General features: G+C 72.1%; 19 protein-coding genes. 14 read left to right on the top strand and 5 right to left on the bottom strand.

Annotated elements, in window-relative coordinates:
- The first annotated feature begins 187 nt into the window (after positions 1–187).
- The 10 genes from pabB to ACIQWX_RS17535 all read left to right on the top strand — a co-directional run bounded on the left by pabB (position 188) and on the right by ACIQWX_RS17535 (position 11,506).
- The gene (gene pabB, locus ACIQWX_RS17580; RefSeq protein ID WP_400871516.1) at positions 188–2,281 is read left to right on the top strand and encodes an aminodeoxychorismate synthase component I; all 2,094 of its coding nucleotides are present in this window, start codon (positions 188–190) and stop codon (positions 2,279–2,281) included.
- Positions 2,278–3,075: an aminotransferase class IV gene (locus ACIQWX_RS17575; protein WP_400871513.1), complete on the top strand. Its 798-nt coding sequence runs from the start codon at positions 2,278–2,280 to the stop codon at positions 3,073–3,075. The genes pabB and ACIQWX_RS17575 overlap by 4 nt, the downstream gene beginning before the upstream one ends.
- Positions 3,053–4,018, top strand: a complete 966-nt coding sequence (locus tag ACIQWX_RS17570) for a diiron oxygenase (RefSeq protein ID WP_400871510.1) — start codon at positions 3,053–3,055, stop codon at positions 4,016–4,018. The genes ACIQWX_RS17575 and ACIQWX_RS17570 overlap by 23 nt, the downstream gene beginning before the upstream one ends.
- A complete protein-coding gene (locus ACIQWX_RS17565; protein WP_400871507.1) occupies positions 4,002–5,144 on the top strand; it encodes an acyl-CoA dehydrogenase family protein in 1,143 nt (380 codons plus the stop codon). The genes ACIQWX_RS17570 and ACIQWX_RS17565 overlap by 17 nt, the downstream gene beginning before the upstream one ends.
- On the top strand, positions 5,141–6,250 hold the full coding sequence (locus ACIQWX_RS17560; protein WP_400871504.1) for a Glu/Leu/Phe/Val dehydrogenase: 1,110 nt from the start codon (positions 5,141–5,143) through the stop codon (positions 6,248–6,250). Before ACIQWX_RS17565 ends, ACIQWX_RS17560 begins: the two co-directional genes overlap by 4 nt.
- Positions 6,247–7,605, top strand: coding sequence for a class II 3-deoxy-7-phosphoheptulonate synthase (locus ACIQWX_RS17555; protein WP_400871501.1), 1,359 nt, complete (start codon positions 6,247–6,249; stop codon positions 7,603–7,605). Before ACIQWX_RS17560 ends, ACIQWX_RS17555 begins: the two co-directional genes overlap by 4 nt.
- Positions 7,602–8,162, top strand: coding sequence for a MarR family winged helix-turn-helix transcriptional regulator (locus ACIQWX_RS17550; RefSeq protein WP_400871498.1), 561 nt, complete (start codon positions 7,602–7,604; stop codon positions 8,160–8,162). Before ACIQWX_RS17555 ends, ACIQWX_RS17550 begins: the two co-directional genes overlap by 4 nt.
- Complete coding sequence (locus ACIQWX_RS17545) at positions 8,146–9,249, top strand: phenazine antibiotic biosynthesis protein (RefSeq protein ID WP_400871495.1); 1,104 nt, start codon at positions 8,146–8,148, stop codon at positions 9,247–9,249. The genes ACIQWX_RS17550 and ACIQWX_RS17545 overlap by 17 nt, the downstream gene beginning before the upstream one ends.
- Positions 9,249–10,595 carry an aldehyde dehydrogenase family protein gene (locus ACIQWX_RS17540; protein WP_400871492.1) on the top strand — a complete coding sequence of 449 codons (1,347 nt, stop codon included), beginning with the start codon at positions 9,249–9,251 and terminating at the stop codon, positions 10,593–10,595. The genes ACIQWX_RS17545 and ACIQWX_RS17540 overlap by 1 nt, the downstream gene beginning before the upstream one ends.
- A gap of 95 nt (positions 10,596–10,690) precedes the next feature.
- Positions 10,691–11,506, top strand: a complete 816-nt coding sequence (locus tag ACIQWX_RS17535; RefSeq protein ID WP_400871489.1) for an IclR family transcriptional regulator C-terminal domain-containing protein — start codon at positions 10,691–10,693, stop codon at positions 11,504–11,506.
- A gap of 4 nt (positions 11,507–11,510) precedes the next feature.
- Here the strand turns inward: ACIQWX_RS17535 and ACIQWX_RS17530 are convergent, their stop codons facing one another.
- Positions 11,511–13,679 carry a CoA transferase gene (locus tag ACIQWX_RS17530; protein WP_400871486.1) on the bottom strand — a complete coding sequence of 723 codons (2,169 nt, stop codon included), beginning with the start codon at positions 13,677–13,679 and terminating at the stop codon, positions 11,511–11,513.
- Positions 13,680–13,688: 9 nt separating this feature from the next.
- The gene (locus ACIQWX_RS17525; protein ID WP_400871483.1) at positions 13,689–14,174 is read right to left on the bottom strand and encodes a MaoC family dehydratase; all 486 of its coding nucleotides are present in this window, start codon (positions 14,172–14,174) and stop codon (positions 13,689–13,691) included.
- Between the two features lie 120 nt (positions 14,175–14,294).
- Between ACIQWX_RS17525 and ACIQWX_RS17520 the strand changes: the two genes are divergently transcribed.
- From ACIQWX_RS17520 to ACIQWX_RS17510, 3 genes are read left to right on the top strand one after another with little or no spacing between them, the layout of a single operon-like run.
- A complete protein-coding gene (locus ACIQWX_RS17520) occupies positions 14,295–15,755 on the top strand; it encodes an aldehyde dehydrogenase family protein (RefSeq protein WP_400871480.1) in 1,461 nt (486 codons plus the stop codon).
- Positions 15,752–16,339, top strand: coding sequence for a TetR/AcrR family transcriptional regulator (locus ACIQWX_RS17515; RefSeq protein ID WP_400871477.1), 588 nt, complete (start codon positions 15,752–15,754; stop codon positions 16,337–16,339). Before ACIQWX_RS17520 ends, ACIQWX_RS17515 begins: the two co-directional genes overlap by 4 nt.
- On the top strand, positions 16,336–16,800 hold the full coding sequence (locus tag ACIQWX_RS17510) for a hypothetical protein (RefSeq protein WP_400871474.1): 465 nt from the start codon (positions 16,336–16,338) through the stop codon (positions 16,798–16,800). The genes ACIQWX_RS17515 and ACIQWX_RS17510 overlap by 4 nt, the downstream gene beginning before the upstream one ends.
- 13 nt (positions 16,801–16,813) lie before the next feature.
- On the opposite strand, the gene ACIQWX_RS17505 is transcribed toward ACIQWX_RS17510, so the two are convergent.
- On the bottom strand, positions 16,814–18,145 hold the full coding sequence (locus tag ACIQWX_RS17505; RefSeq protein ID WP_400871471.1) for an MFS transporter: 1,332 nt from the start codon (positions 18,143–18,145) through the stop codon (positions 16,814–16,816).
- Between the two features lie 476 nt (positions 18,146–18,621).
- On the opposite strand from ACIQWX_RS17505, the gene ACIQWX_RS17500 reads away from it, so the two are divergent.
- Positions 18,622–19,116 carry a hypothetical protein gene (locus ACIQWX_RS17500; protein ID WP_400871468.1) on the top strand — a complete coding sequence of 165 codons (495 nt, stop codon included), beginning with the start codon at positions 18,622–18,624 and terminating at the stop codon, positions 19,114–19,116.
- An 81-nt stretch (positions 19,117–19,197) separates the two neighbouring features.
- Here the strand turns inward: ACIQWX_RS17500 and ACIQWX_RS17495 are convergent, their stop codons facing one another.
- Both ACIQWX_RS17495 and ACIQWX_RS17490 read right to left on the bottom strand, forming a co-directional pair.
- Positions 19,198–20,862, bottom strand: coding sequence for a helix-turn-helix domain-containing protein (locus ACIQWX_RS17495; RefSeq protein WP_400871465.1), 1,665 nt, complete (start codon positions 20,860–20,862; stop codon positions 19,198–19,200).
- A 196-nt stretch (positions 20,863–21,058) separates the two neighbouring features.
- Positions 21,059–21,640, bottom strand: coding sequence for a TetR/AcrR family transcriptional regulator (locus tag ACIQWX_RS17490; RefSeq protein ID WP_400871462.1), 582 nt, complete (start codon positions 21,638–21,640; stop codon positions 21,059–21,061).
- Positions 21,641–21,657: the final 17 nt, after the last annotated feature.

Genomic DNA, 21,657 nt, shown 5'->3' with positions numbered 1-21,657 from the left:
TCTCTCCTGTAAGAATGCTCGGGTAGGCGCAGCAAGTTGGTTCCAATGGCGGGACTGGCCCCACCTCGGATCCGGCCTCGGGCGACCTCTCACCCACGTCGCCACCCCCGAACCGGCGAGCGCGCCTCCCAGCCGGCAACCACCGCCACGCCGCGCGGACAGTGCCGATCGGACACGGGAGCCCTGATTGCGAACGTTGCTTCTGGACAACCACGACTCGTACACCTTCAACCTGTTCCAGCTGATCGCCGAGGTCAACGGCACCGAGCCGACGGTCGTCCTCAACGACGACCCGGCGCTGGCGAGCCTGCGGCTGGCGGACTTCGACAACATCGTCATCTCGCCCGGCCCCGGCCGGCCGCAGAACCCGCGGGACGTCGGGCTCGTCGTCGACCTCCTGCGCCGCACCACGTTGCCCGTCCTCGGCGTGTGCCTAGGGCACCAGATCATCGCCCACGTGGCGGGCGCCGACGTCGACGCGGCGCCCGAGCCGCGGCACGGCCACCTGGCCAAGATCACCCACGACGGCGACGACCTGTTCGCCGGCATCCCGCCCGAGTTCGTCGCCGTCCGCTACCACTCGCTGTGCGTGGCCGAGCCCCTGCCGCCGGAACTGGTCGTCACCGCCACCGCCGACGACGGTGTCGTGATGGCGATGCGGCACCGGACCCAGCCGAGCTGGGGCGTGCAGTTCCACCCCGAGTCGATCGCCTCCGGCTTCGGACGCGAACTCGTCCGCAACTTCGCCGAGCTGACCCGACGGCACCGCACGACGACCACCCCGGCCGGCACCGAAGCCGCCCGGGCCGCGGTCGAACCGGACGGCGCTCCGGTGGCGGACCTGCGCCTCCTGAGCACGGTCGTCCCGACCGAAGCCGACGCGGAAGCGATCTTCGGCGCGCTGTTCGCGGACTCGCCGAACTGCTTCTGGCTCGACAGCAGCCGGGTGGAGCCCGGGCTCTCCCGGTTCTCCTTCCTCGGCGACACCTCGGGCCCGCTCAGCGAAGTCCTGACCTACCGGCTCGGCTCCGGCGCGGTCAAGGTGCGCGACGCCGACGGCGTCCGGGTCGCCGCCGGCACCATCTTCGACGTCCTGGAAGACCGCCTGCGGCACCGCCGGCTGCCCGAGACCAACCTGCCGTTCGACCTGACGGGCGGTTACGTCGGCTACTTCGGTTACGAGCTGAAGGCCGAATGCGGCGGCAACGTCCGGCACACGGCGCCGACCCCGGACGCCGCCTGGATCTTCGCCGACCGGCTCGTGGCGATCGACCACGAGGAAGGCATCACCTACGTCGTGGCCGTGCACGACCGGGCGGGCCGCGACGACGCGGTGGCCTGGCTGGACCGGACCGCGGCCCGCCTGATCGACCTGCCTGCCGCCGCCGCGGCCGAGCCGGCCGAGGTGGTCACCGGGGAGACCGAAGCCGCCGACCACCTCGTCCGCGGGCAGGACCGGTACGAAGCGGACATCGAGGAGTGCCGTCGCCAGCTGGTCCGGGGCGAGAGCTACGAAATCTGCCTCACCAACCAGCTCACGGTCCCCTTCAACGAGGACGACGCTTCCTTCTACCGCAGGCTGCGGCGGGTGAACCCGGCGCCCTACTCGGCCTTTCTGCGCGTGGAGGACGTCTCCGTCTTCTGCTCTTCACCCGAGCGCTTCCTCAAGATCGAGCGCGACCGGAACGTGCAGAGCAAGCCGATCAAGGGCACCGCGCCGCGGCACCCGGACCCGGAGCAGGACGCCCGGATCGCCGCCGAACTCGCCGCGAGCGCCAAGACCCAGGCCGAGAACCTGATGATCGTCGACCTGCTGCGCAACGACCTCGGCCAGGTGTGCGAGATCGGCACCGTGCACGTCGACCCGTTCATGGCGATCGAGAGCTACCAGACGGTGCACCAGCTCGTCTCGACCGTGCGCGGGGTGCTCAAGCCGGACGTCACGCCGATGGCGACCGTGCGGCACTGCTTCCCCGGCGGGTCGATGACGGGCGCGCCGAAGCAGCGCACGATGGAGATCATCGACCGGCTGGAGACCGAGGCCCGCGGGGTCTACTCGGGCACGCTCGGGTTCTTCGGCCTCACCGGCGGGGCGGACCTCAACATCGTCATCCGCACCGCGGTCCGCCAGGGCGACCGGCTGACCATCGGCGCGGGCGGGGCGATCGTGCTGGACTCCGACACCCGCGAGGAGTACGAAGAGATGCTCCTCAAGGCCATGGCGCCGCTGCGGGCCTACCGGGCGCCCGCCGTGTCGTCGGACCCCGGGACCACCTCGTGACCAGCACCTGGCGGTGGCTGCCCGGACCCGGCCGGCTGACCCCCACCGACCGGCCGGCCGAGGTCGAAGTCGTCGACTCCTGGCTGGTCGAGGACGGCCGGTCGCGCGGCCTCGCCGAGCACCGGCGGCGGTTTTCCGCGTCCTGCCGGCGGTTCGGGCCGTCCGACGGCGAGGTCGGCCGGTTCTTCGACGCCGCCGTGCGGACGATCCCGTACCCCGGCCGCTGGTTCCCGCGGGTGGAACTGGTCCGCGAAGACGGCGAACCCGGTTTCCGGTTGCTGGTGCGGCAGGCCCCGCCGCGCACCGCCTCGGTGCGCCTGTGGGTGTGCGCCGACCGGCGGCGGGAGCCGGTCGTGAAGGGGCCGGACCTGCCGTGGCTGGCCGAGGTGCGCGCGGCCGCGCGGACCGCGGGCGCGGACGAAGCGGCGCTCGTCTCGCCGTCGGGCCACGTGCTCGAAGGCGGCACGACCAGCCTCGTCTGGTGGCGGGCGGACACGCTCTGCGTGCCGCCCGCGGAAGCCGTGCTGCCCGGGGTGACCCGGCGGCTGCTGGTGGCCGCCGCCGAGGCGGCCGGCTCCCCGGTGTCGGAAGAGGAAGCGACTCCGGCGGAGCTGGCGGACCTCCCGGTCTGGGCGGTCAACGCCCTGCACGGCATCCGGCCGGTGACCGGCTGGGCCGGGCTCGCCGAAGCGCCACCGGTCCGGCCGCCGGGCCGGTGGCAGCGGCACCTGGACGACCTCTCTGTCCCCCTGACCGAAGGAAGCGGTACCGATGCCCATCGAGTCCACCACTGAGCGCCCCGCGTTCGAACGCGACCTGCTCGGCGAGCTGGCCCGGCGCTGGGGCCGCCGGGTCGCGGTGAAGAAGGACGAACTCGACCTCGACGGCCACTTCGACGCCGGGATGCCGGACTTCCCGGAGCACCTCGTCCCGGTGCTCGACCTGCCCGGCGCCGAGAAGCTCGACCACGACGACCGGCGCCGGATCCTGGCCGCTTCCTGGATCGCCTACAACGCCAAGACCGCGGCGATCGAAGACGAGGTCATCCTCCCGGCCTGCCGGCTCATGCTGACCGGGCGCCTGCCCGTGCGCGGCGACGACAACGCTGTCGCGGCCCTGCACCAGACGATCATCGACGAGCACTACCACATCCTGATGTGCCACAACGCCGTCGGCGTGACGCGCCGCCGCCGCGACCTCGAAGACCTCGAGTTCGACCCGAAGGGCTGGTCGGTGGTCCGCGGCCTCGAAGAAGCGCGGGCCGGCACCTCCGGGTTCGAGCGGGACCTCGTCGAGATCGCCTTCTCGCTGGCGGCCGAGACGACGATCAGCGGGTTCCTCTCGACGCTGGCCTCGGCCGAGGACATCCAGCCGATGAACCGGATCACCACCGACCTGCACCGGCGGGACGAGAGCGGGCACGCGGTCGTGTTCCGCGAACTGTGCGGTTCGCTCTACCGCGGTCTCGACGCGCCAGACCAGGCCCTGTTCCGGGACGCGCTGGTGCGCGGCCTGACGGCCTTCCGCGCGGCGGACTTCGAGCCGTGGGTACTGGTCGCCGCCGAGGGCGGGCTCGGCATCGGCCCGGACGACCTGGCCGCCTGGGCCGCGAACCGGCCGGCTCCGGCCCGCGACACCGGGCCGCTGCAGCTGCTCCTGAACGACCTCGGCATCAGCAACGACCTCGTCGACCTGACCCGCCAGCGGAAGCAGCCCGGCGATGCCCGTGCTCACTGACGACCAGCTGGCGATCGCCAGGACCGCGGAGCAGTTCGCCGCCGAATACCTCGCGCCGCAGGCGGTCGAGTGGGACGAGCACCACACGTTCCCGGTCGACGTCCTGCGCAAGGCGGCGCAGCTGGGCATGGGCGGGATCTACGTCCGCGAAGACGCGGGCGGCAGCGGGCTGTCCAGGATGGACGGTCTGCTCGTCTTCGAGGCGCTCGCCGCCGGCTGCCCGTCCGTCGCCGCCTACCTGTCCATCCACAACATGGTCGCGTGGGTCGTCGACACCTACGGCGACCGGGCGCAGCGCGACCGCTACCTGCCGCACCTGTGCTCGATGCAGTTCCTGTCGAGCTACTGCCTCACCGAACCCGGGGCGGGCTCGGACGCGGCGGCCCTGCGCACCTCCGCCCGCCGGGACGGCGACGACTACGTCCTCAACGGCACCAAGCAGTTCATCTCCGGGGCCGGCACGTCGGACGTCTACCTCGTCATGGCCCGCACCGGCGCGCCCGGTCCCGGCGGCATCTCCGCCGTGCTCGTCGAACGCGACGACCCGGGGCTGTCCTTCGGGCCGGAAGAACGCAAGATGGGCTGGAAGGCCCAGCCGACGCGGCAGGTGTTCTTCGAGGACGTCCGGGTGCCCGTCACCCGGCGCCTCGGGCCGGAAGGCGCCGGGTTCCGGATCGCGATGAGCGGGCTCAACGGCGGACGGCTCAACATCGGGGCCTGCTCGCTCGGCGGCGCCGCGGAAGCGCTGCGCCGGACCGTCGCCTACCTGACCGACCGCAGCGCCTTCGGGCACCCGCTGATCGAGGCCCAGGCCCTGCAGTTCCGGCTGGCGGACATGGCCACGGAGCTGGAGTCCGCGCGTTCGCTGCTGTGGCGGGCCGCGCGCGCCCTCGACGACGGCGACGAGGACGCGCTCCGGTTGTGCGCCATGGCCAAGCGGGTGGCCACCGACGCGGGGTTCGCCGTCGCCGACGGCGCGCTGCAGCTGCACGGCGGCTACGGCTACCTGGCCGAGTACGGCATCGAGAAGATCGTCCGGGACCTGCGCGTGCACCGGATCCTCGAAGGCACGAACGAGATCATGCGCCTGATCGTGGCCCGCACCCTCCGGGAGGGAACCCGATGAGAACCGTCATCTTCGACAGCGATTCCGAACACGAGCAGGTCGTGTTCTGCCAAGACGTCCGCAGCGGCCTCAAGGCCATCATCGCCGTCCACTCGACGACGCTGGGCCCGGCGCTGGGCGGCACCCGGTTCCACCCCTACGAGTCCGAAGAGGACGCGCTGGCCGACGTCCTGGCGCTCTCGCGCGGAATGGCCTACAAGAGCGCGCTGGCCGGCCTCGACCTCGGCGGCGGAAAAGCCGTCATCATCGGGGATCCGGCCGAGGACAAGTCCGAAGCGCTGCTGCGCGCCTACGGCGCCTTCGTCGCCAGCCTCGGCGGGCGCTACATCACCGCCTGCGACGTCGGGACCTTCCCGGCGGACATGGACGTCGTGGCGCGGGAGTGCGCGCACGTGACCGGCCGGTCGCCGGAGTTCGGCGGCGCCGGCGATTCCTCCATCCTCACGGCGTACGGCGTCCTTCAAGGACTGTTCGCCGCGGCCGAACACCGGTGGGGCAACGCCGCCCTCTACGGCCGCCGCGTCGGCGTCGAAGGCGTCGGCAAGGTCGGCTCCCGGCTGGTGGGCCTGCTCGTCGAGAACGGGGCGACCGTCGTCGTGTCCGATGTGGACGGTGCGGCGCTCGAACGGGTGCAGGCCGCACACCCGGGTGTCGAGGCCGTGGCGGGACGCGCCGAGCTGGCCGCCGCCGATCTCGACGTGTACGCGCCCTGTGCGCTCGGCGGCGTGCTGACGCCGGCGTTCGTCGAAGCGCTGTCGGCGACCGTCGTGTGCGGCGCGGCCAACAACCAGCTCGCCGACGACGGCGTGGCGAAGCTCCTCCACGACCGCGGAATCCTCTACGCGCCCGACTACGTCGTCAATTCCGGTGGTCTGGTCCAGGTGGCGGACGAGCTGTCCGGGTTCGACTTCGCCCGGGCCGAAGCGCGGGTCCGCGGCATCCGCGACACGACCTCGCGGATCTTCCGGCTCGCCGCCGACCGGGCGGTGCCCCCGGCGACCGCCGCGGACCTGCTCGCCGAGGAGCGGATGCGGGAGGTCGGCGCGGTCCGGTCCCTGCGCTCCCGGCTGGCGACGCCGGTGGCCACGACGGGTGGTGCCCGGTGACCAAGTCCCTCCAGCTCCCCGGACCGGCGCTGCAGCAACCGGAGTGGCCGGACGGCGAACTGCTCGCGGCCGTGCTCGACGACCTCGCCCGCGTGCCGGGCCTGGTGGCGCCGGACGAGTGCGACCAGCTGACCGGCCGGCTCGCCGCGGTGGCCCGCGGGGAGGCGTTCCTGCTGCAGGGCGGGGACTGCGCCGAGCGGTTCGGCAGCTCGTCGGCCGGCGACGTGCACCGGAAGATGCGGCTGCTGCTGCAGATGGCCGTGATCCTCACCTACGCTTCGGCGCTGCCGGTGGTCAAGGTCGGCCGGATCGCCGGCCAGTACGCCAAGCCGCGGTCGAAGCCCACCGAAACCCGGAACGGGGTGACCCTGCCGGCCTACCGCGGCGACGCGGTCAACGGCTTCGAGTTCACCGAAGCCGCCCGGACGCCCGACCCGCGGCGGCTGCGGCGGATGTACGACTGCTCGGCGGAAACGCTGCGGGCGCTGCGCTCGTTCGCCGACGACGGCGGCGGCGCGGATCTGGCCCGGGCCCACGAGTGGAACCGCGACTTCGTCTTCCGCTCCCCCGCCGGGCGGCGCTACGAGCAGCTCGCCCGCCGGATCGGCCAGGCGATGTCGTTCATGCACGCCTGCGGCGTCGACCCGGCGGAGCTGCACAGCACCCAGCTGTTCGCCAGCCACGAAGGACTGCTGCTCGACTACGAGAAGGCGCTCACCCGCCGGGACCCGCGGACCGGCCGCGACTACGCCGGCAGCGGGCACATGCTGTGGATCGGCGAGCGGACCCGGGACGTCGACGGCGCGCACGTCGCCTACTTCTCCTCGATCGCCAACCCGATCGGCGTCAAGCTCGGACCGGCGACCACGCCCGACACGGCGCTGCGGCTCATCGACCGGCTCGACCCCGAACGGCGGCCGGGCCGGCTGACGTTCATCGTCCGGATGGGGGCCGCCCGCGTCCGCGACCGGCTGCCCGACCTCGTGGAGCGGGTGACCGGCACCGGCGCGCAGGTGGTGTGGACGTGCGATCCCATGCACGGCAACACCTTCGAGGCGCCGAGCGGGCACAAGACCCGGCGGTTCACCGACATCCTCGACGAGGTGTCCGGCTTCTTCGATGTGCACAAGGCGCTGGGGACCCACCCCGGCGGCATCCACGTCGAGCTCACCGGCGACGACGTGACCGAGTGCCTCGGCGGCGGGGACGAGCTGGGCTTCGACGACCTGCTGAAGAGCTACGAGTCCGCCTGCGACCCGCGGCTCAGCCGGAGCCAGGCACTCGACCTCGCGTTCCTAGTGGCCGAGATGATCCACCCGGAACCGGTGCCCGCGGGGCGGCGGAAGCCGTGGTGAGCCCGGCCGTGCCGCTGTCCTTCGACCCGATCGAGCGGGCCGCCGAGCTCTGGGGCGGCCGGATCGGCGACCCGACGGCGATGGCGGCGGTCACCAACGTGATGCGCGTCCAGCAGATCCTGCAGCGCGAGGTGGACGCGGCCCTGGCCCGCCACGGCATCACCTTCGCCCGGTACGAGGCGCTGGTCCTGCTGTCCTTCGCCCGCACCGGCCGGCTCGCCATGTCGGTCATGGGGCGGCGGCTGCAGCTGCACCCGACCAGCGTCACCAACATCGTCGACCGGCTGGAGGGCGACAAGCTGGTCCGGCGCGTCCCCGACGCCGGCGACCGGCGCACCACGCTGGTCGAACTGACCGCGGCGGGCCACGACGTCCTGGCCGCCGCGACCACCACCGTGATCGGCATCCGGTTCGGTCTCGCGGGCCTCACGCCCGCGCAGGCCCGGACGCTGACCGACCTGCTCACCAAGGTGCGCAGGGCCGCCGGTGACTTCCGGCAGGCACCCACCCACGACCACCACCACCCGGAGGCAAGACGCAATGTCGCTCGCTGCTGATGTGACGGACATCCTCGACCACCCCGCCGACCAGGTCCCCGGCGCCGACGAGTACGTGCGGGCCGCGATGCAGTGGCACTTCGGCCCGGAGACGGGGTCGCCGTACTGGCTCGAGAAGGCCAAGACCCTGGAGTTCGACCCGCGCACGGACGTCCGCGGCGTCGCCGACCTGACGCTCTTCCCCAACCTCGTCAACGAACTGCGGGACGTCCCGGTCGAGCAGCTCGTGCCCCGCGGGTACGGCGAGGGCGTCAAGCCATACGGCGTGTACGAAAGCGGTGGCACCACGGGCGCCCCGAAGCGGGTCGTCTGCATGGCCGACTGGATGGACCGCTGGGTCGCGTTCTGGACGGCGAAGATGGCCGAGCGCGGCTGCCCGGCCGACGCGAACATCCTGGCCGTCATGCCCACCGGACCGCACATCTACGGCACCGTGATGCAGCTGTGGGCCCAGCGCAACCGCGGCACGCTGTTCACCGTGGACATGGACCCGCGCTGGGTCAAGAAGTGCATCGCCCAGGGCCGCGCCGAGGAGGCCGGCCGCTACGCCGAGCACCTCATCGGCCAGGCGGAGTTCGTCCTGCGCACCCAGGAGGTCGGCGTGCTCGTCGCGACGCCGCCGCTGCTGGAGCGGATCAGCAAGAACGACGAGCTGGTCGAGCTGATCAACGAGAAGGTGAAGTTCATCCAGTGGGGCGGTGCCCACATGGACGCCGACACGCGGCACCTCTTCCGCACCGAGATCTTCCCCGGCGCCAAGCTCCAGGGGTCCTACGGCAGCACGATGATCCTCTGCGGCACGGTCGAGCGGATGGGGATGGGCGAGGACGACTGCGTCTTCGACACCTTCGCCCCGCACGTCTCGTTCTCGGTCGTCGACCCGGCTACTCGCGAGCCCGTGCCCTACGGCGAGCGCGGCCAGGTGGTCATGAACCACGTCAGCAAGGGCATGCTGCTGCCGAACAACCTCGAGCGGGACATGGCCACGCGGCTCGAAGCGCCCGAGGGGCACCCCGGTGACTCGGTCGCGGCGATCGGCCCGGTCGAGACGTTCGAGGACGAGACCGTCATCGAAGGCGTCTACTGATGCGGCTGATCCCGGCACTCGGCCCGCGCGGGCCGTTCGCCGCCCGCAACCGCCAGGACGTCCCGGACGTGACCGGGTCGCCGGTGGCCGAGCTGAGCCTGGTTCCCGGGCTGTACGTCCACCGCGCGACGACGGCGTTGCGCAAGGCGGCCCCGCTCCCCCCTGGCGAGCGCGCGGACGCGCTGGCCCGGGCCGCCGAGCTGTTCGCCTCCGGCACCATCGGCGAGCTGACCCACGAGGAGTACCTCCACGCGGTCAGCCGGGTTTCGGGCATGCCGATCACCTACGTGCGGGCGGCCGCTTCGGTGATCACGTCGGCGGTCGCCGACGCCCCGAAGACCGTCGAGCACGCCCGGCCGCTGGGTGCCGTCACGCAGTGGCGGGACCCGGTGGTCCGGCAGGGGCACGCCTTGTGGGCGCGCCGCGGTGACGTGTTCGCCGTGCACGCCGCCGGCAACCACCCGGGGATCCACGCGGTGTGGCTGGAGGCACTCGCGCTCGGCTACCGGGTCGCCGTCCGCCCGTCGCGCCGGGAGCCGTTCACGCCGTTCCGGCTCGTCTCGGCGTTGCGCGCGGCCGGGTTCGGGGACGACCACGTCGTCTTCCTGCCCACCGAGCACGCGGTCGCGGGCGATGTGATCGCGGGCGCCGACCTGGCGATGGTCTACGGCGGCGACGACGTCGTCGCCAAGTACGCCACCAGCACCGACGTGCTGCCGCAGGGACCGGGCCGCTCGAAGATCCTGCTGGCGGACGGGGAAGACCACCTCGACACGGTGCTCAGCTCGATCAGCTCCGAGGGCGGGATGGCCTGCGTGAACACCACCGCGGTGTTCGTCCGGGGCGATCCCCGCCCGGTCGCCGAGGCCATCGCCGAGCGGCTGGCCGCGCTGCCGAGCGTGCCGCCGGACGACGAGAAGGCGCGCCTGCCGGTGCTGCGGCTGGCCGCGGCGCAGGGGATCGAGCGCGCGGTCACCGCCGCGGCGCGCGGGACCGAGACCCTGACGAGCGGGATCGCGGACCTGGGCGACGGCAGCGCGGTGCTGCGGCCCGCGGTGCACGTGCTCGACCGGGCCGACGCGCCGCAGGCCGCGGTGGAGATGGGCTTCCCCTGCGTCTGGGTCGCCCCGTGGACGCCCGAGGACGGGGTCGCCCCGCTGCGCGACACGCTGGTGCTGACCGCCTTCACCGACGACGAGGCCCTGGTGGACCGGCTGGTGGACGAGCCGTCGATCAGCAACGTCTACGTCGGCGACCACCCGACGCACTGGATGCGCCCGCACGTCCCGCACGACGGGTTCCTCGCGGAGTTCCTGATGCGGACCAAGGGCGTGGTGCGGGACTGAGCCGGGGCCGCCGGCGCGGGAATCGATCCCGCGCCGGCGGCCCCGAAATGTATGATTACCGAACTTCTGTTCGCACCAGTGCCGGAAGGACTCTGTTGCCGAGGCTCAATCCCGACGACGCCGCGCGCCGCGAAGAACGCACCCTCACCTCCGGCGCCAACCCCGCCGACTTTTCGGAGGCGCTGGCGCGTGGCATCTCCGTCCTCCGCGCGTTCACCGCGGACCGGCGGGAGATGACGCTCGCCGACGTGGCCCGCGAGGTCGGGCTTTCGCGCGCGACCGTGCGGCGCTCACTGACCACCCTCGTGCACCTCGGCTACCTCGAGCTGCGCGGCCGCCAGTACACGCTGACCGTCCGCGTGCTCGAGCTGGCGTCCGCCTACCTGGGGGCGAGCCCCACCGGGGTGGTCGCGCAGTCGTTGTGCGAACGCCTGTGCCGCGAGACCCACCTCGCGTGCAGCACCGCCGTGCTCGACGACGACCACGCGGTGATGGTCGCCCGCGCGGCGCCGCAGCAGGTCTTCTACTACGGCGCCGGCGTCGGGTTCCGCCTCCCGGCGTGGCACACCGCGCTCGGCCGGGTCCTGCTGGCCGCGCTGCCCGACGACGAGCTGGACGCCCGGCTGGACAAGCTCGACCTCGTCCGGCACACGGAGCATTCGACGGCGGCCAAGGAAGAGCTTCGCGAGCACATCCTGACGGCCCGGTCGGACGGTTACGCCTACGTCGTCCAGGAAGCGGACTCGACGATCCATTCGGTCGCGGTGCCGCTGCGCCGCTGGGACGGCCAGGTGGTGGCGGCCGTCAACGCGGGCGCGCAGATCGGCGCCACCGACGGCACCACCATGACCGGGTCGGTCCTGGAACGGCTTCGCGCGGCGGCGCGGGACACCGCGCCCCTGCTGGTGTGACCGGTCAGGACCGCGCGGTCGCCGCCCCGGACGCCAGCAGCGCCGCGATCTCCGCCTCGGTCTTGCCCAGCACCCGCCGCAGCACGCCGGCCGTGTCGGCGCCCAGGCAGGGGGCCGGCCGCCGCACCCGGCCCGGCGTCTCCGCCAGCCGGTACGGAAGGCCCTGGTAGCGGCGCTTGCCGACCTCCGGGTGGTCGAGGGTCTGGTAGAAGCCGATCGCCTCGAGGTGCGGGTCGTCGGCGAGGTCCGCGCCCGAACACACCGGCGCGGCCGCGATCCCCTTCGCCTGCAACACGTCCGCGGCCTCGCGCTTGTCCCGCTGCCGGCTCCACGCCGCGATGGCGGCGTCCAGTTCCGCCCGGTGCCGGAGCCGGCCGTCGAGCGTCGCCAGCTCCGGGCGGTCGTCGACCCCGACGACCGCGCGCAGCCGTGCCCACTGCTCGTCGTCGTAGGCCGCGACGGCGAGCCACTCGTCCGTCCCCGAAGCCGGGAATATCCCGTGTGGACACACGCGCGGATCCGGGTCCCCGTGCAGGAACTCGCCGACCAGCTGCAGGCCGGCGCCGCGCAGGTTCAGCTCCAGGTGGTGGCCGCGCCCGGTCGCGAGCGCGGCGAGGACCAGCCCGGTCGACAGCAGGCCGGAAAGCGGATCGAGGTAGGCGCTGCCGCTGTTGTACGGCACGCCGTCGCCGTAGCCGATCAGGGACATGGCTCCGGTCGTCGCCTCCACCGTGGGACCGACGCCGACGTGCGAAGCCAGCGGGCTGGTGGCACCGAAGCCGTTGATCTCCAGGAACACAAGGCCGGGACGCAGGGTCCGGAGCGTCGCGTAGTCCAGGCCGAGCCGGTGCAGCGCGCCGGGCGCGAGGTTGCAGACGAACACGTCGCTGGCCGCGACCAGTTCGTGCATCGCGGCCATCCCGGCCGGGTTTTTGAGGTCCAGCTCGACCGAGAGCTTGTCGCTGTTCTCGGTGTTGAACCACGAACTCCGGTTGTAGGGCCGGTCGCCCGGTGTGAGGTCGGGATACCGGCGGACGTCGCCGCCGGTGGTCGCACCGCGCCACGAGTCGATGTTGCGGATCGACTCGACCTTGATCACCTCGGCGCCGAGGAAACCCAGTGACCGCCCGGTGAACGGGCCGGCCCACGCGGTCGTCATCTCCAGCACCCGCTTGCCCGCCAAGGGCGGCAGGCGCGGTTCGGCGGGAACCGGGAGCACGGCGGCCGGCGCGGGTCCGGAGCGCGGCAGCGGACCGGGAACCAGCGCGCCGTCGATCTCCTCCGCCCAGAAACCGGTGCTCCCCCGGCCCGGGTCGGCGGCCAGGGCGGGCAGGTCGAGGACGGCCTCCACGGCGAGGCGGTGTTCTTCGCCCATGGCGACGACGGAAGCGACGTCGAGGTCCCGGAGCTTGTCCGCGAGCAGCGCGGACGCCTCGGCCCAGTTGCGGTTGAGCGCCTTCGGGGTGGCGAAGCGTTCGTCGTCCACGAGCGCGTCGAGGCCGAGCGCGGCGCACGTGGCCTGCCACCGTCCACTGAGGACGAACATGACCACCCAGCCGTCCCGGCAGCGGTAGGTGTCGACCAGGCCCGGGTACGCGCCGCGACGCGGGTGGGTGCCGTTGTAGTCGTACTGCGCGATGAGGCTGGGGCTGGTCGTGGCCGCCACTTCGTCGACCGCGACCTCGACCCGCTGCCCGAGCCCCGAGCGTTGCCGCTCCACGACCGCGGCCAGCGCCGTCGCGAACGCCGCCGCGCCCGCGGCGTAGTACGCGCGGTGCCCGAAGCCGTACAGCGGTGGTTTGTCCGCCGCCCCGGTCGCGTGCGCGAGACCGGACAGGGCCTGGTGCACGAGTTCGCCGCCGCGCCAGCCGGCCCGCGGCCCGGTGGCGCCGAACTCGGTCACCCGGCACAGGACGGTGCGCGCCGTCACCGGCAGGTCCGCGTCTTCTCCGTCGGTGACGACGACGTCGGCGCGGCGGACCAGCTCGCCGACGGCTTCACCGCCGATCGGCTGTTTGCCCGCGTCCAGGTGGGCCGCCAGACCCGGTGCCCAGCCGGATTCCGGGGCCGCCAGGACGACGTCCGCGCCGTGGTCGGCGAAGCGGCGGGCGCAGAACCGGCCCGCCGGCGATCGCGAGAGGTCCGCGACGGTGAGGAAGCCGAGGTCGAGCACGGCGGGCGCTCAGACCGCGACGTTGCCGGGGAACATGCCTTCCCGCCAGTAGCGGAACAGGACTTCCGCCACGCACGCGGGCTTTTCCCGGCCTTCGAGCTCGAACGTCGCGGTGTAGGCGACCAGTTCCCCGTCGTCGAATTCCTTCACCGACGCGACTTCCAGTCCGAGCCGGATCCGGCCACCTTCGGCCGGCACCGGGGACGTGATCCGGACTTTGTTCATCCCGTAGAACAGCAGCAGCGATTTCTTGTCCACGACGACCATCTGGTTCCAGAAGTGCATGAACAGCGATAGAACGAAAAACCCGTGCGCCACAGTGCCGCCGATCGGGCTGTTCCGCGACCGCTCGACGTCGACGTGCGGCCAGCCGTGGTCGTCGGTCAGATCCGCGAACCGGTCGGTCTTCTCCTGGGTGAACTCGAACCAGTCGCTGAAGCCGAGGTGCTGCCCGAGGTGGTCGGCGAACTTTCCCACAGTGATGGTAGTCGGCATGAGCAGAACCCTAAGCGCACCAACGAAGAAGAAGGTGGTGCAACTGGCACCAGGCTATCCGATCGGCATTCCGGCAGAATCGTCCGGAGTAGCCGTGGATTACGGGAACAGGTGCGCGCAGTGAGTTTTCTGACCGAATCCGATTGGTCCGGGAATATCTACCTCGGCGGCTGGGTCCCGGGATCCGCGGCGCCGTTCCCGGTCCGGGAGCCGGCGACCGGCAAGGAACTCGGCGTGCTCGGCTCAGCCGGGCCCGAAGACGTCGCCCGAGCCACCGCACGGGCCGTCGCCGCGCAACGCGAGTGGGCGGCGGCCGGGTACCAGCGGCGCGCCGCCGTGCTGCGGCGGGCCGGCGACCGGTGGCTCGCCCACGCCGGCGAGATCGAAGAGTGGATCGTCCGCGAATCCGGTTCGGTGCGGGCGAAAGCGCGTTCGGAAGTCGAGCGCGCGGCCGACGAGTGCTACGAAGCCGCGGCTCTCGCCTCCGAGCCGGTCGGCGAGGTGCTCCGCACGGCGTCGCCGCGGCTGAGCTACTCGCGGCAGGTCCCGGCCGGCGTGGTGGGGGTGATCTCCCCCTTCAACTTCCCGGTGATCCTCGCGATCCGCTCGGTCGCCCCGGCACTGGCCCTCGGCAACGCCGTCGTCCTCAAGCCCGACACGCGCACGGCCGTCTGCGGCGGGGTGGTGCTGGCTCGCGTCTTCGAGGAGGCCGGGCTGCCACCGGGGGTGCTTTCGGTGCTGCCGGGCGACGCGGCCGTCGGCGAGGCGATCGTCACCGACCCCGCGGTCCGGGTGATCGCGTTCACCGGGTCCACGCGGGCCGGCCGGCGCGTCGGCCAGCTGGCCGGGGCGCACCTCAAACGCGCTCACCTCGAACTGGGCGGGAACTCGGCGCTCGTCGTGCTGCCCGGGGTCGACGTCGCCCGCGCGGCCGGGGTCGGCGCGTTCGGGTCGTTCCACCACCAGGGCCAGATCTGCATGGCGACCGGGCGCCACCTGGTCGCGGCCGAGATCGCCGACGAGTACGTGGCGGCGCTGACCGAGCGGGCGGCCGGCCTCCGCGTCGGCGACCCGGCGGCCGCCGACGTCGCCCTCGGCCCGCTCATCGACGAAGGGCAGCGCGACCGGGTCCACGCGCTCGTCACGGCTTCGGTGACCGCGGGCGCCGAACTGGCGTACGGCGGGAACTACAACGGGTTGTTCTACTCGCCGACGGTCCTGGCCGGCGCGAGCTCGTCCGCGCCGGCGTACGCCCAGGAGGTGTTCGGCCCGGTCGCGCCGGTGACGCGCTTCTCCTCCCCCGAAGAAGCCGTCGCGCTGGCCGCGGCCTCCGAACACGGCTTGTCGCTGGGTGTCCTGACCACCGACGGGCTGGCCGCGCTCGAGCTGTTCCGCGATGTGCCGGCGGGGAAGCTGCACATCAACGACCAGACGGTCGTGGACGAGACGCCGAGCCCGTTCGGCGGGATGGGGATCTCCGGCAACGGCACGCGGATGGGCGGCACGCGCGCCAACATCGAGGCCTACACCGAAACCCAGTGGGTCACCGCGCAGAGCCGGTTCGGGCCGGCCGGCCGGTGACCCTGCGGGCGCCGCGCTATGCCGGCGATCTGCGGGCCGACCTGGTCCGGGCTTCGTTGTCCCTGATCGCCGCCGAGGGCCCGCACGGGTTCTCCGTCGCCAAGGTGGCCAAGAACCTGGACGTCTCGTCCGCGGCGCCGTACCGGCACTTCGCCGACCGGGGAGCATTGCTCGCCGCCGTCGCGGCGGAGTCGGCCGCACTGCTGCGCACCCAAATCTCCCGCGCGACGCACGGCGTGACCGACCCGGCGAAGGCGCTGGCGGCGGCGGCCGGATCGGCGACCCTGTTCCTGATCGAGCACCGCGTCGACCTGGCCCTGATCTTCACGATCGCCCCGCGGGGCCTGGAAAACGAGCGCCGCCTGCTGCTCGCCGACTCGCTGAGGAGGTGCCGCGGGGTGGCGCCCGACCCCGAGCACGCCCGCCGGCTCCTGGCGCGGCTGGCCGCACACGTGAGCGGCACGGCAGCGCTGTACCTGTCCGGGCTCCGGACGCCCGGCCACGGCACGGCGGAGGCCGCGGCCCGCAGCGCGGCGAGCACCACCCACGCCCTGATCGAAGCGATTCCCGAGGAGCCAAGGTGAACTCACCCGTTGCCGTCCTGTTCGCCACCCACCGGCCCGGTACGTCCGCCGCGTCGATCGCCGACGCGGCGGACGTACCGCTCCACTACCTCCAGGCCTGGCTCGCCCCGGAGACGGCGGGACGGCCCGCGGCGCCGCCCGCTCGCGGCACCCTGGTCCGCATCGCGGCCGCGCTCGGCGCAGAGCTGCCGGCCGTCGACCGGGCGTTCACCGCCGCCTGGAGCACTCTCGGCGGCAGCTGCTGGAACCACTTCGCCGCCGGCGACCGGGTGCTCGTGTTCGGCGCGCCGGACCCGGAGACCGGGCGTTCGCTCGTCAGGCGGGCCACCGTGACGGCCACGTCCGGCGACCGGGTCGGCGTGGACTTCGACGCCGGCGGCGACGCGGAATACACGCCGGCGGACGGCGTTCGCCTGAGCCACGCGAACGGGTCCTGCCGGAATGTGGTGGCGCTTCCCTAGCATTTCCGGCCGTTCAGCCCCGTGCGGCGGGGACGGGCTCCGGTGTCGCCTCGGAAGCAGCCAGGTCACGGCCCTTCGTTTCCTTCGCCGACCACACGGCGACCGCGCTGGCCAAGCACGCCACCGCCATGTACACCGCGACGAGCACCGGGCTCCCGCCGGCCAGCGAGAGCAGGCCGACGCCGATCAGCGGGGCCAGCCCGCCGCCGAGCACCGCCGCGACCTGGTACCCGGCGGACACGCCCGTGTAGCGCACGCTGGTGTCGAAGGACTCGGCCAGCAACGCCGCCGAGGGGGCCAGCAGCGCACCCAGCGGCGGGCCCGCGAACACACCGAGCGCGACCCACAGCAGCACCGGGTCGCCCGTGCCGATCATCGCGAACACCGGGTAGGCCACCGCGGCGAGCAGCAGCGCGGCACCGATGAGCGTGCGGCGCCGGCCGATCCGGTCGGACAGCGCGGTCGCGACCAGCATCGCGACGGCGGCTCCGGTCCCGTTGAAGACCTGCCCGATGAGGATGTCCGTGCGGCCGACGCCGACGCCGGTCGCGTAGCTCACCATGAACGCGCTCGTCAGCGCCTGGGTCACGGTGGCACCGAAGACGAAGAAGCACGCTCGCAGCAGCTGGACGGGCCGCCGCAGCAGCTCGATCAGCGGTGCCCGCCGGTGCTCGGCGCCGGCGCGGCTGTCCAGGAAGACCTGGCTCTCGACGACCCGGGACCGGACGAACAGGCCCAGCGCCAGTAGCACGGCGCTGATCAGGAACGGAATCCGCCAGCCCCAGGTCAGGAAGTCTTCGTCGGGCATCAGGGAAACCAGGGCGAGCACCGCGGTGGACAGGATCGATCCGACGGGCCCACCGAGCTGCACGATCCCGGTGAGCAGGCCACGGCGGGCGGGCGGCGCGTGTTCCGCGGCGAGCAAGGTGGACCCGCCCCACTCGCCCCCGACGGCGATTCCCTGGCACAGACGCAGCAAAACCAGCATGATCGGCGCCCAGCTCCCGGCACTGGCGTAGGTCGGCAGCACACCGATCAGCGTGCTCGCCACCCCCATCAGGACCATCGAAGCCAGCAGCATCACCTTGCGGCCGTACCGATCGCCGAGGTGACCGAAGATCAAGCCACCGGCCGGCCGCGCGAAGTAGCCGACGGCGAACGTCGTGAACGAGGCGAACGTCGCCACCGCCGGAGACAGGCCGGCGAAGAAGAGCCGGTTGAAGACGAGCGCGGAAACCGTGCCGTACAGGAGAAAATCGTAGTACTCGATGACGCCGCCGAGCAGGCCCGAAAAGAGGACCCGCCGCAAGCGGCCCTGGTCCGGCGCTGGTGTTGCCTCGGTCACGTGCAGCCCTTCCTTTGTTGGTCGGTCGGCGCGGCAGAACGATTCGCCAGGGCGAGTGGGATTTGTCAAGCGCAGCCACTCGGAGATGGCGGCTGCCGGATCGAAACGGACGTTACACGACCAAATCACGAATGGCGTCGACGCTCGCACAGCAAACAATGGGGCATCCGAATTTCGCGCCACCGACGTAAGATCGGCCAACAGGGTGCAACTTCGCGCGCTTCACCGCCGAATGTGCGGCGCGGATCCGTCGCCACCGATCCCATCCCGGTTCGCGCCGAGCGTCCGGACGGTTGGGACGCCGTCCCAGCTCGCCGTGTCCTTCCTGGTCAGAGGCGGCATTCCGTCCCAGCGTTCCATTCGCTTGCGGAGGCCTTGTGCGATGCTGGCCCCCGCCGGACCGTTGCCCCCAGGTCGGTGCTCGCGCCCCGGCAGGGCCGGGGAACCCGAAGAGCACCGAAGGATGGAGGGGAACGATGAAGAGAGTCATCGCTTCGGTGACGGCGCTCGTCGCGTTGACGGCATTCGCACCGACACCGGCGCACGGCGCCGCGCCGCGTGATTCCGCGTCGCCGGTGGCGGCACGAGGAACCTGTTCCACCGTGGGGTGTGGCGGTGAGGTCACCAATCATTCGCAGCACTACATCCGGATCAGCAACGCCTGGTGCTGGTCACACGACAACGACTACTACGGTGACCGCCTGTACCCGTGCTATCCCTGGCAGAACTGGGACCGGAGCGACCTGTACCCAGCGGACATGTGGCTCACCCAGAACCAGTACTCCGGCAACTACGTGAAGTACCGCGATACCGACGCGTTCATGGCATCGGCCGGGTGCACCACGGTCGTCAACAAATGGATCGGCCCGGTGCTGCTCGGCCGGTACGTGTACGACCGCCACAACACGAGCAGCGTCTGGATCAAGATAACCGACGCACACTTCATCGACGTCCTGTCGATCACGTGCTGACGTCGCGGTGAGCCGGCCGGGCCGCCGGGAGAACTGTCCCCGGCGGCCCGCATCCGAAAGCCGGTCGGACTTGGTCCGCTCTCAACGCCCCGTGGGGTCCGACAAGACCAGAGCAGGTTCTTCGCTCACGATGATCGGGTCGCCCGGCCGCACCGGCTGCTCGGTCTCGTCCAGGCGGTGCAGCCGGCGGGCGCCCGCACCCGCCGTCAGGGTGGCGGTCCCTCGATCGGTCCACTGGATCACGGCGTCGTAGGTGCGGTCGGGCTCGATCACGGTGAACTCGCACTTCCAGACGTTCTCCGGCAGGCCCGCCGTGGTCCCGTGGCCACACGATCGGCTCTGGGCGCGGCGCAGCCAGCGTTGCAGCACCTCCACCGCGAGCGCGGCCGCCGTGGGTGTTCCGCCGACCGGTTGCAGCACGATCGGCACCCTCGTCCCGCCCCAGTTGTAGAAGTACATGCGTTCGAGGTTGACCTTGCGCGCATAGAGGCCCACCAGGAAGAACCTGACCGCGTGGTTGCGTGCGGTGGTCTCGTCGAGCGGCGCCTGGGTCGCGATCGAATACGTCGTCCCGGTGTTCCACAGGCGCGGGTGAACACCAGCCTCGTGCATGACCCGGTCGATCGTCGTGGTCAGCTCCAGCATGGACTCCGGCGGATCACTCGCTCTCTGCTGGAACAGCTTGACGCTCGCGACGTCGCACTGGTCGTACCCGTTCGAATCCGCGAAGCGCCGCAAGAAGGAGACGCCTTCCGGCGTCCACAGCTGGCCCATGCCCGGGCACACCACCGTCGCTCTCGGGTCGCCCGACCGGATGATGGCGGCTGCCCGGCGGGTCATCTCGACCAACGTTTCCACGTTGCCCGCGTAGAAGCGCCGATCGTTGGCCAGTACCCACAGCTCGTAAGCATCGATCCGCCCCCGGTAGCGGGTCACCACCGAGCCGACGAACCGGTCCCAGTCAGCCAGGTCGACGGGCGGGGCCGGGGTGCCCTCCGGGTAAGGGCCGGCCGGGCCGCCGGGGCTGGCCCACCTCGGTGTCCCGCCGAAGACGAACAGGGACGGCAGGCTCGCCTCCTCCGCACCGGCCACCAGGCGGTCGAGCGTGGACCAGTCGAACTCGCCGCGCAGGCGCTGGATTTCCGACCACCTCGTCCCGCCGTCCCAGAACCGGGCGGCGCCGACGTGGAACGACGGCATCCTCCCCGTGGCGCTGTTGATCGTGACCCCGAAGAACGTGCTCGGCACCGGGGCCGGCGGCAGTTTCCACGCGGGCCCGCCTATCCGCTGCGCTCGTGCGTCCGCCACCGGGTCCGGCCCGGCCGTGCTCGACACCAGGACGACGGCCAGGAATGCGGCCATCGCCGTGACGACACCCGGCAAGAGCCACCGGCGCCGGCGGCGAGGAAAGCGTGCCGGTTCGGCAGGGGCGGGCCGGAGAGCTGCTTCGGTGGGAGTCGATTCCGCTTCCTGGACGACGTCTTCGGCGACGTCCTCCGCGGGCGCCGTGGCGCGCAGCCACAGGCGGTGCAGCGCGACGATCTCATCCCGGCTCGCGCCGCACGCCAGCGCGATGCGCTCCACGACGCCGAACTCCTTCGGGGCGCTCACGCCGGTGCAGTAGCGGTGAACCGCGGACTTGCTCAGGTAGATCTTCCGGCCGATTCCCGTATAGCTGTGTCCGCTGCCCGCCTTGAGCTGCTCCAGCCGGTCCCCCAGGTCCCGATAACGCGCGTTGCCGGCCATGGCCCTCCCGTCCCCCGTTGGCCAGGCAGCCGCGGGTCCGCCGTCTTCGGGCACGGCGGGACCGCGACATCGTGGTGCACCAGTTTATGCCAGGGCGAACCCGGGATCGTCGCTGTTCGCCGGGAGCCGGTAGTCCGTTGCGAGCAACTCCGGTTCGTCCACAGGCCCGTGGCGGCGAGGTCGCTTCCGCGGGACTTCAGGAGGCCGTGGCCGGAATCGCGTTGTCGATGAGGACGGCGGCGATCGCGGCGGCGGCGGGGAAGCAATCGCTGCCGAGGGCCCGGGTGCGGACCGAGGCGCCGTCGATGAGCAGCGCCAGCTGTTCACCCAGTTGCTCGGGATCGATCGCGCCTGCTTCGCGGGCGGCGTCGGCGAGCCGCGCGGCGATGGCTTTCTTGTACTCGCGGGCGTATTCGGATGCCGGGTGCCGGGGATCGTGGAGTTCGACCGCCGCGCCGAGGTAAGGGCACAAGGGGGTGGACGCCGGCACGTCGAAGGCAGCGAGCAGCCGCTGGCGGGGCGTGAGGTCGGCGCGGTCGAACACTCCGGGCATGACATCGGGATCGAAGTGGCGCAAGTACTCGGCGACCAGTTCGTCCTTGCCCGCGAAGTGCTGGTAGACCGTGTGCTTCGACACCTGGGCCGCCGCGGTGAGCTGGTCCATGCCGGTGCGGTTGATGCCCTGTTCGCGGAACAGCTGCTGCGACGCGCCGAGGATCCGCTCGCGCGCGCCCCGGCCCCGGCGGCGGCCTTGCGGCCCCTTCTCCAACTCCGTCATGTGTCCAGCATAGCCAA

Source organism: Amycolatopsis sp. NPDC098790, from assembly GCF_044759945.1.
Classification (GTDB): Bacteria; Actinomycetota; Actinomycetes; order Mycobacteriales; family Pseudonocardiaceae; genus Amycolatopsis.
The sequence above is the reverse complement of the archived record's forward strand: the minus strand, read 5'-3'. Positions and strand labels throughout refer to the sequence as shown.

Bases quoted from the DNA above. Each gene is read 5' to 3' on its own strand.
- ACIQWX_RS17570 (WP_400871510.1), top strand. From the start codon at position 3,053: ATGCCCATCGAGTCCACCACTGAGCGCCCCGCGTTCGAACGCGACCTG.
- ACIQWX_RS17565 (WP_400871507.1), top strand. From the start codon at position 4,002: ATGCCCGTGCTCACTGACGACCAGCTGGCGATCGCCAGGACCGCGGAG.
- ACIQWX_RS17560 (WP_400871504.1), top strand. From the start codon at position 5,141: ATGAGAACCGTCATCTTCGACAGCGATTCCGAACACGAGCAGGTCGTG.
- ACIQWX_RS17545 (WP_400871495.1), top strand. From the start codon at position 8,146: ATGTCGCTCGCTGCTGATGTGACGGACATCCTCGACCACCCCGCCGAC.
- ACIQWX_RS17540 (WP_400871492.1), top strand. From the start codon at position 9,249: ATGCGGCTGATCCCGGCACTCGGCCCGCGCGGGCCGTTCGCCGCCCGC.
- ACIQWX_RS17525 (WP_400871483.1), bottom strand. From the start codon at position 14,174: ATGCCGACTACCATCACTGTGGGAAAGTTCGCCGACCACCTCGGGCAG.
- ACIQWX_RS17500 (WP_400871468.1), top strand. From the start codon at position 18,622: ATGAAGAGAGTCATCGCTTCGGTGACGGCGCTCGTCGCGTTGACGGCA.
- ACIQWX_RS17495 (WP_400871465.1), bottom strand. From the start codon at position 20,862: ATGGCCGGCAACGCGCGTTATCGGGACCTGGGGGACCGGCTGGAGCAG.
- ACIQWX_RS17490 (WP_400871462.1), bottom strand. From the start codon at position 21,640: ATGACGGAGTTGGAGAAGGGGCCGCAAGGCCGCCGCCGGGGCCGGGGC.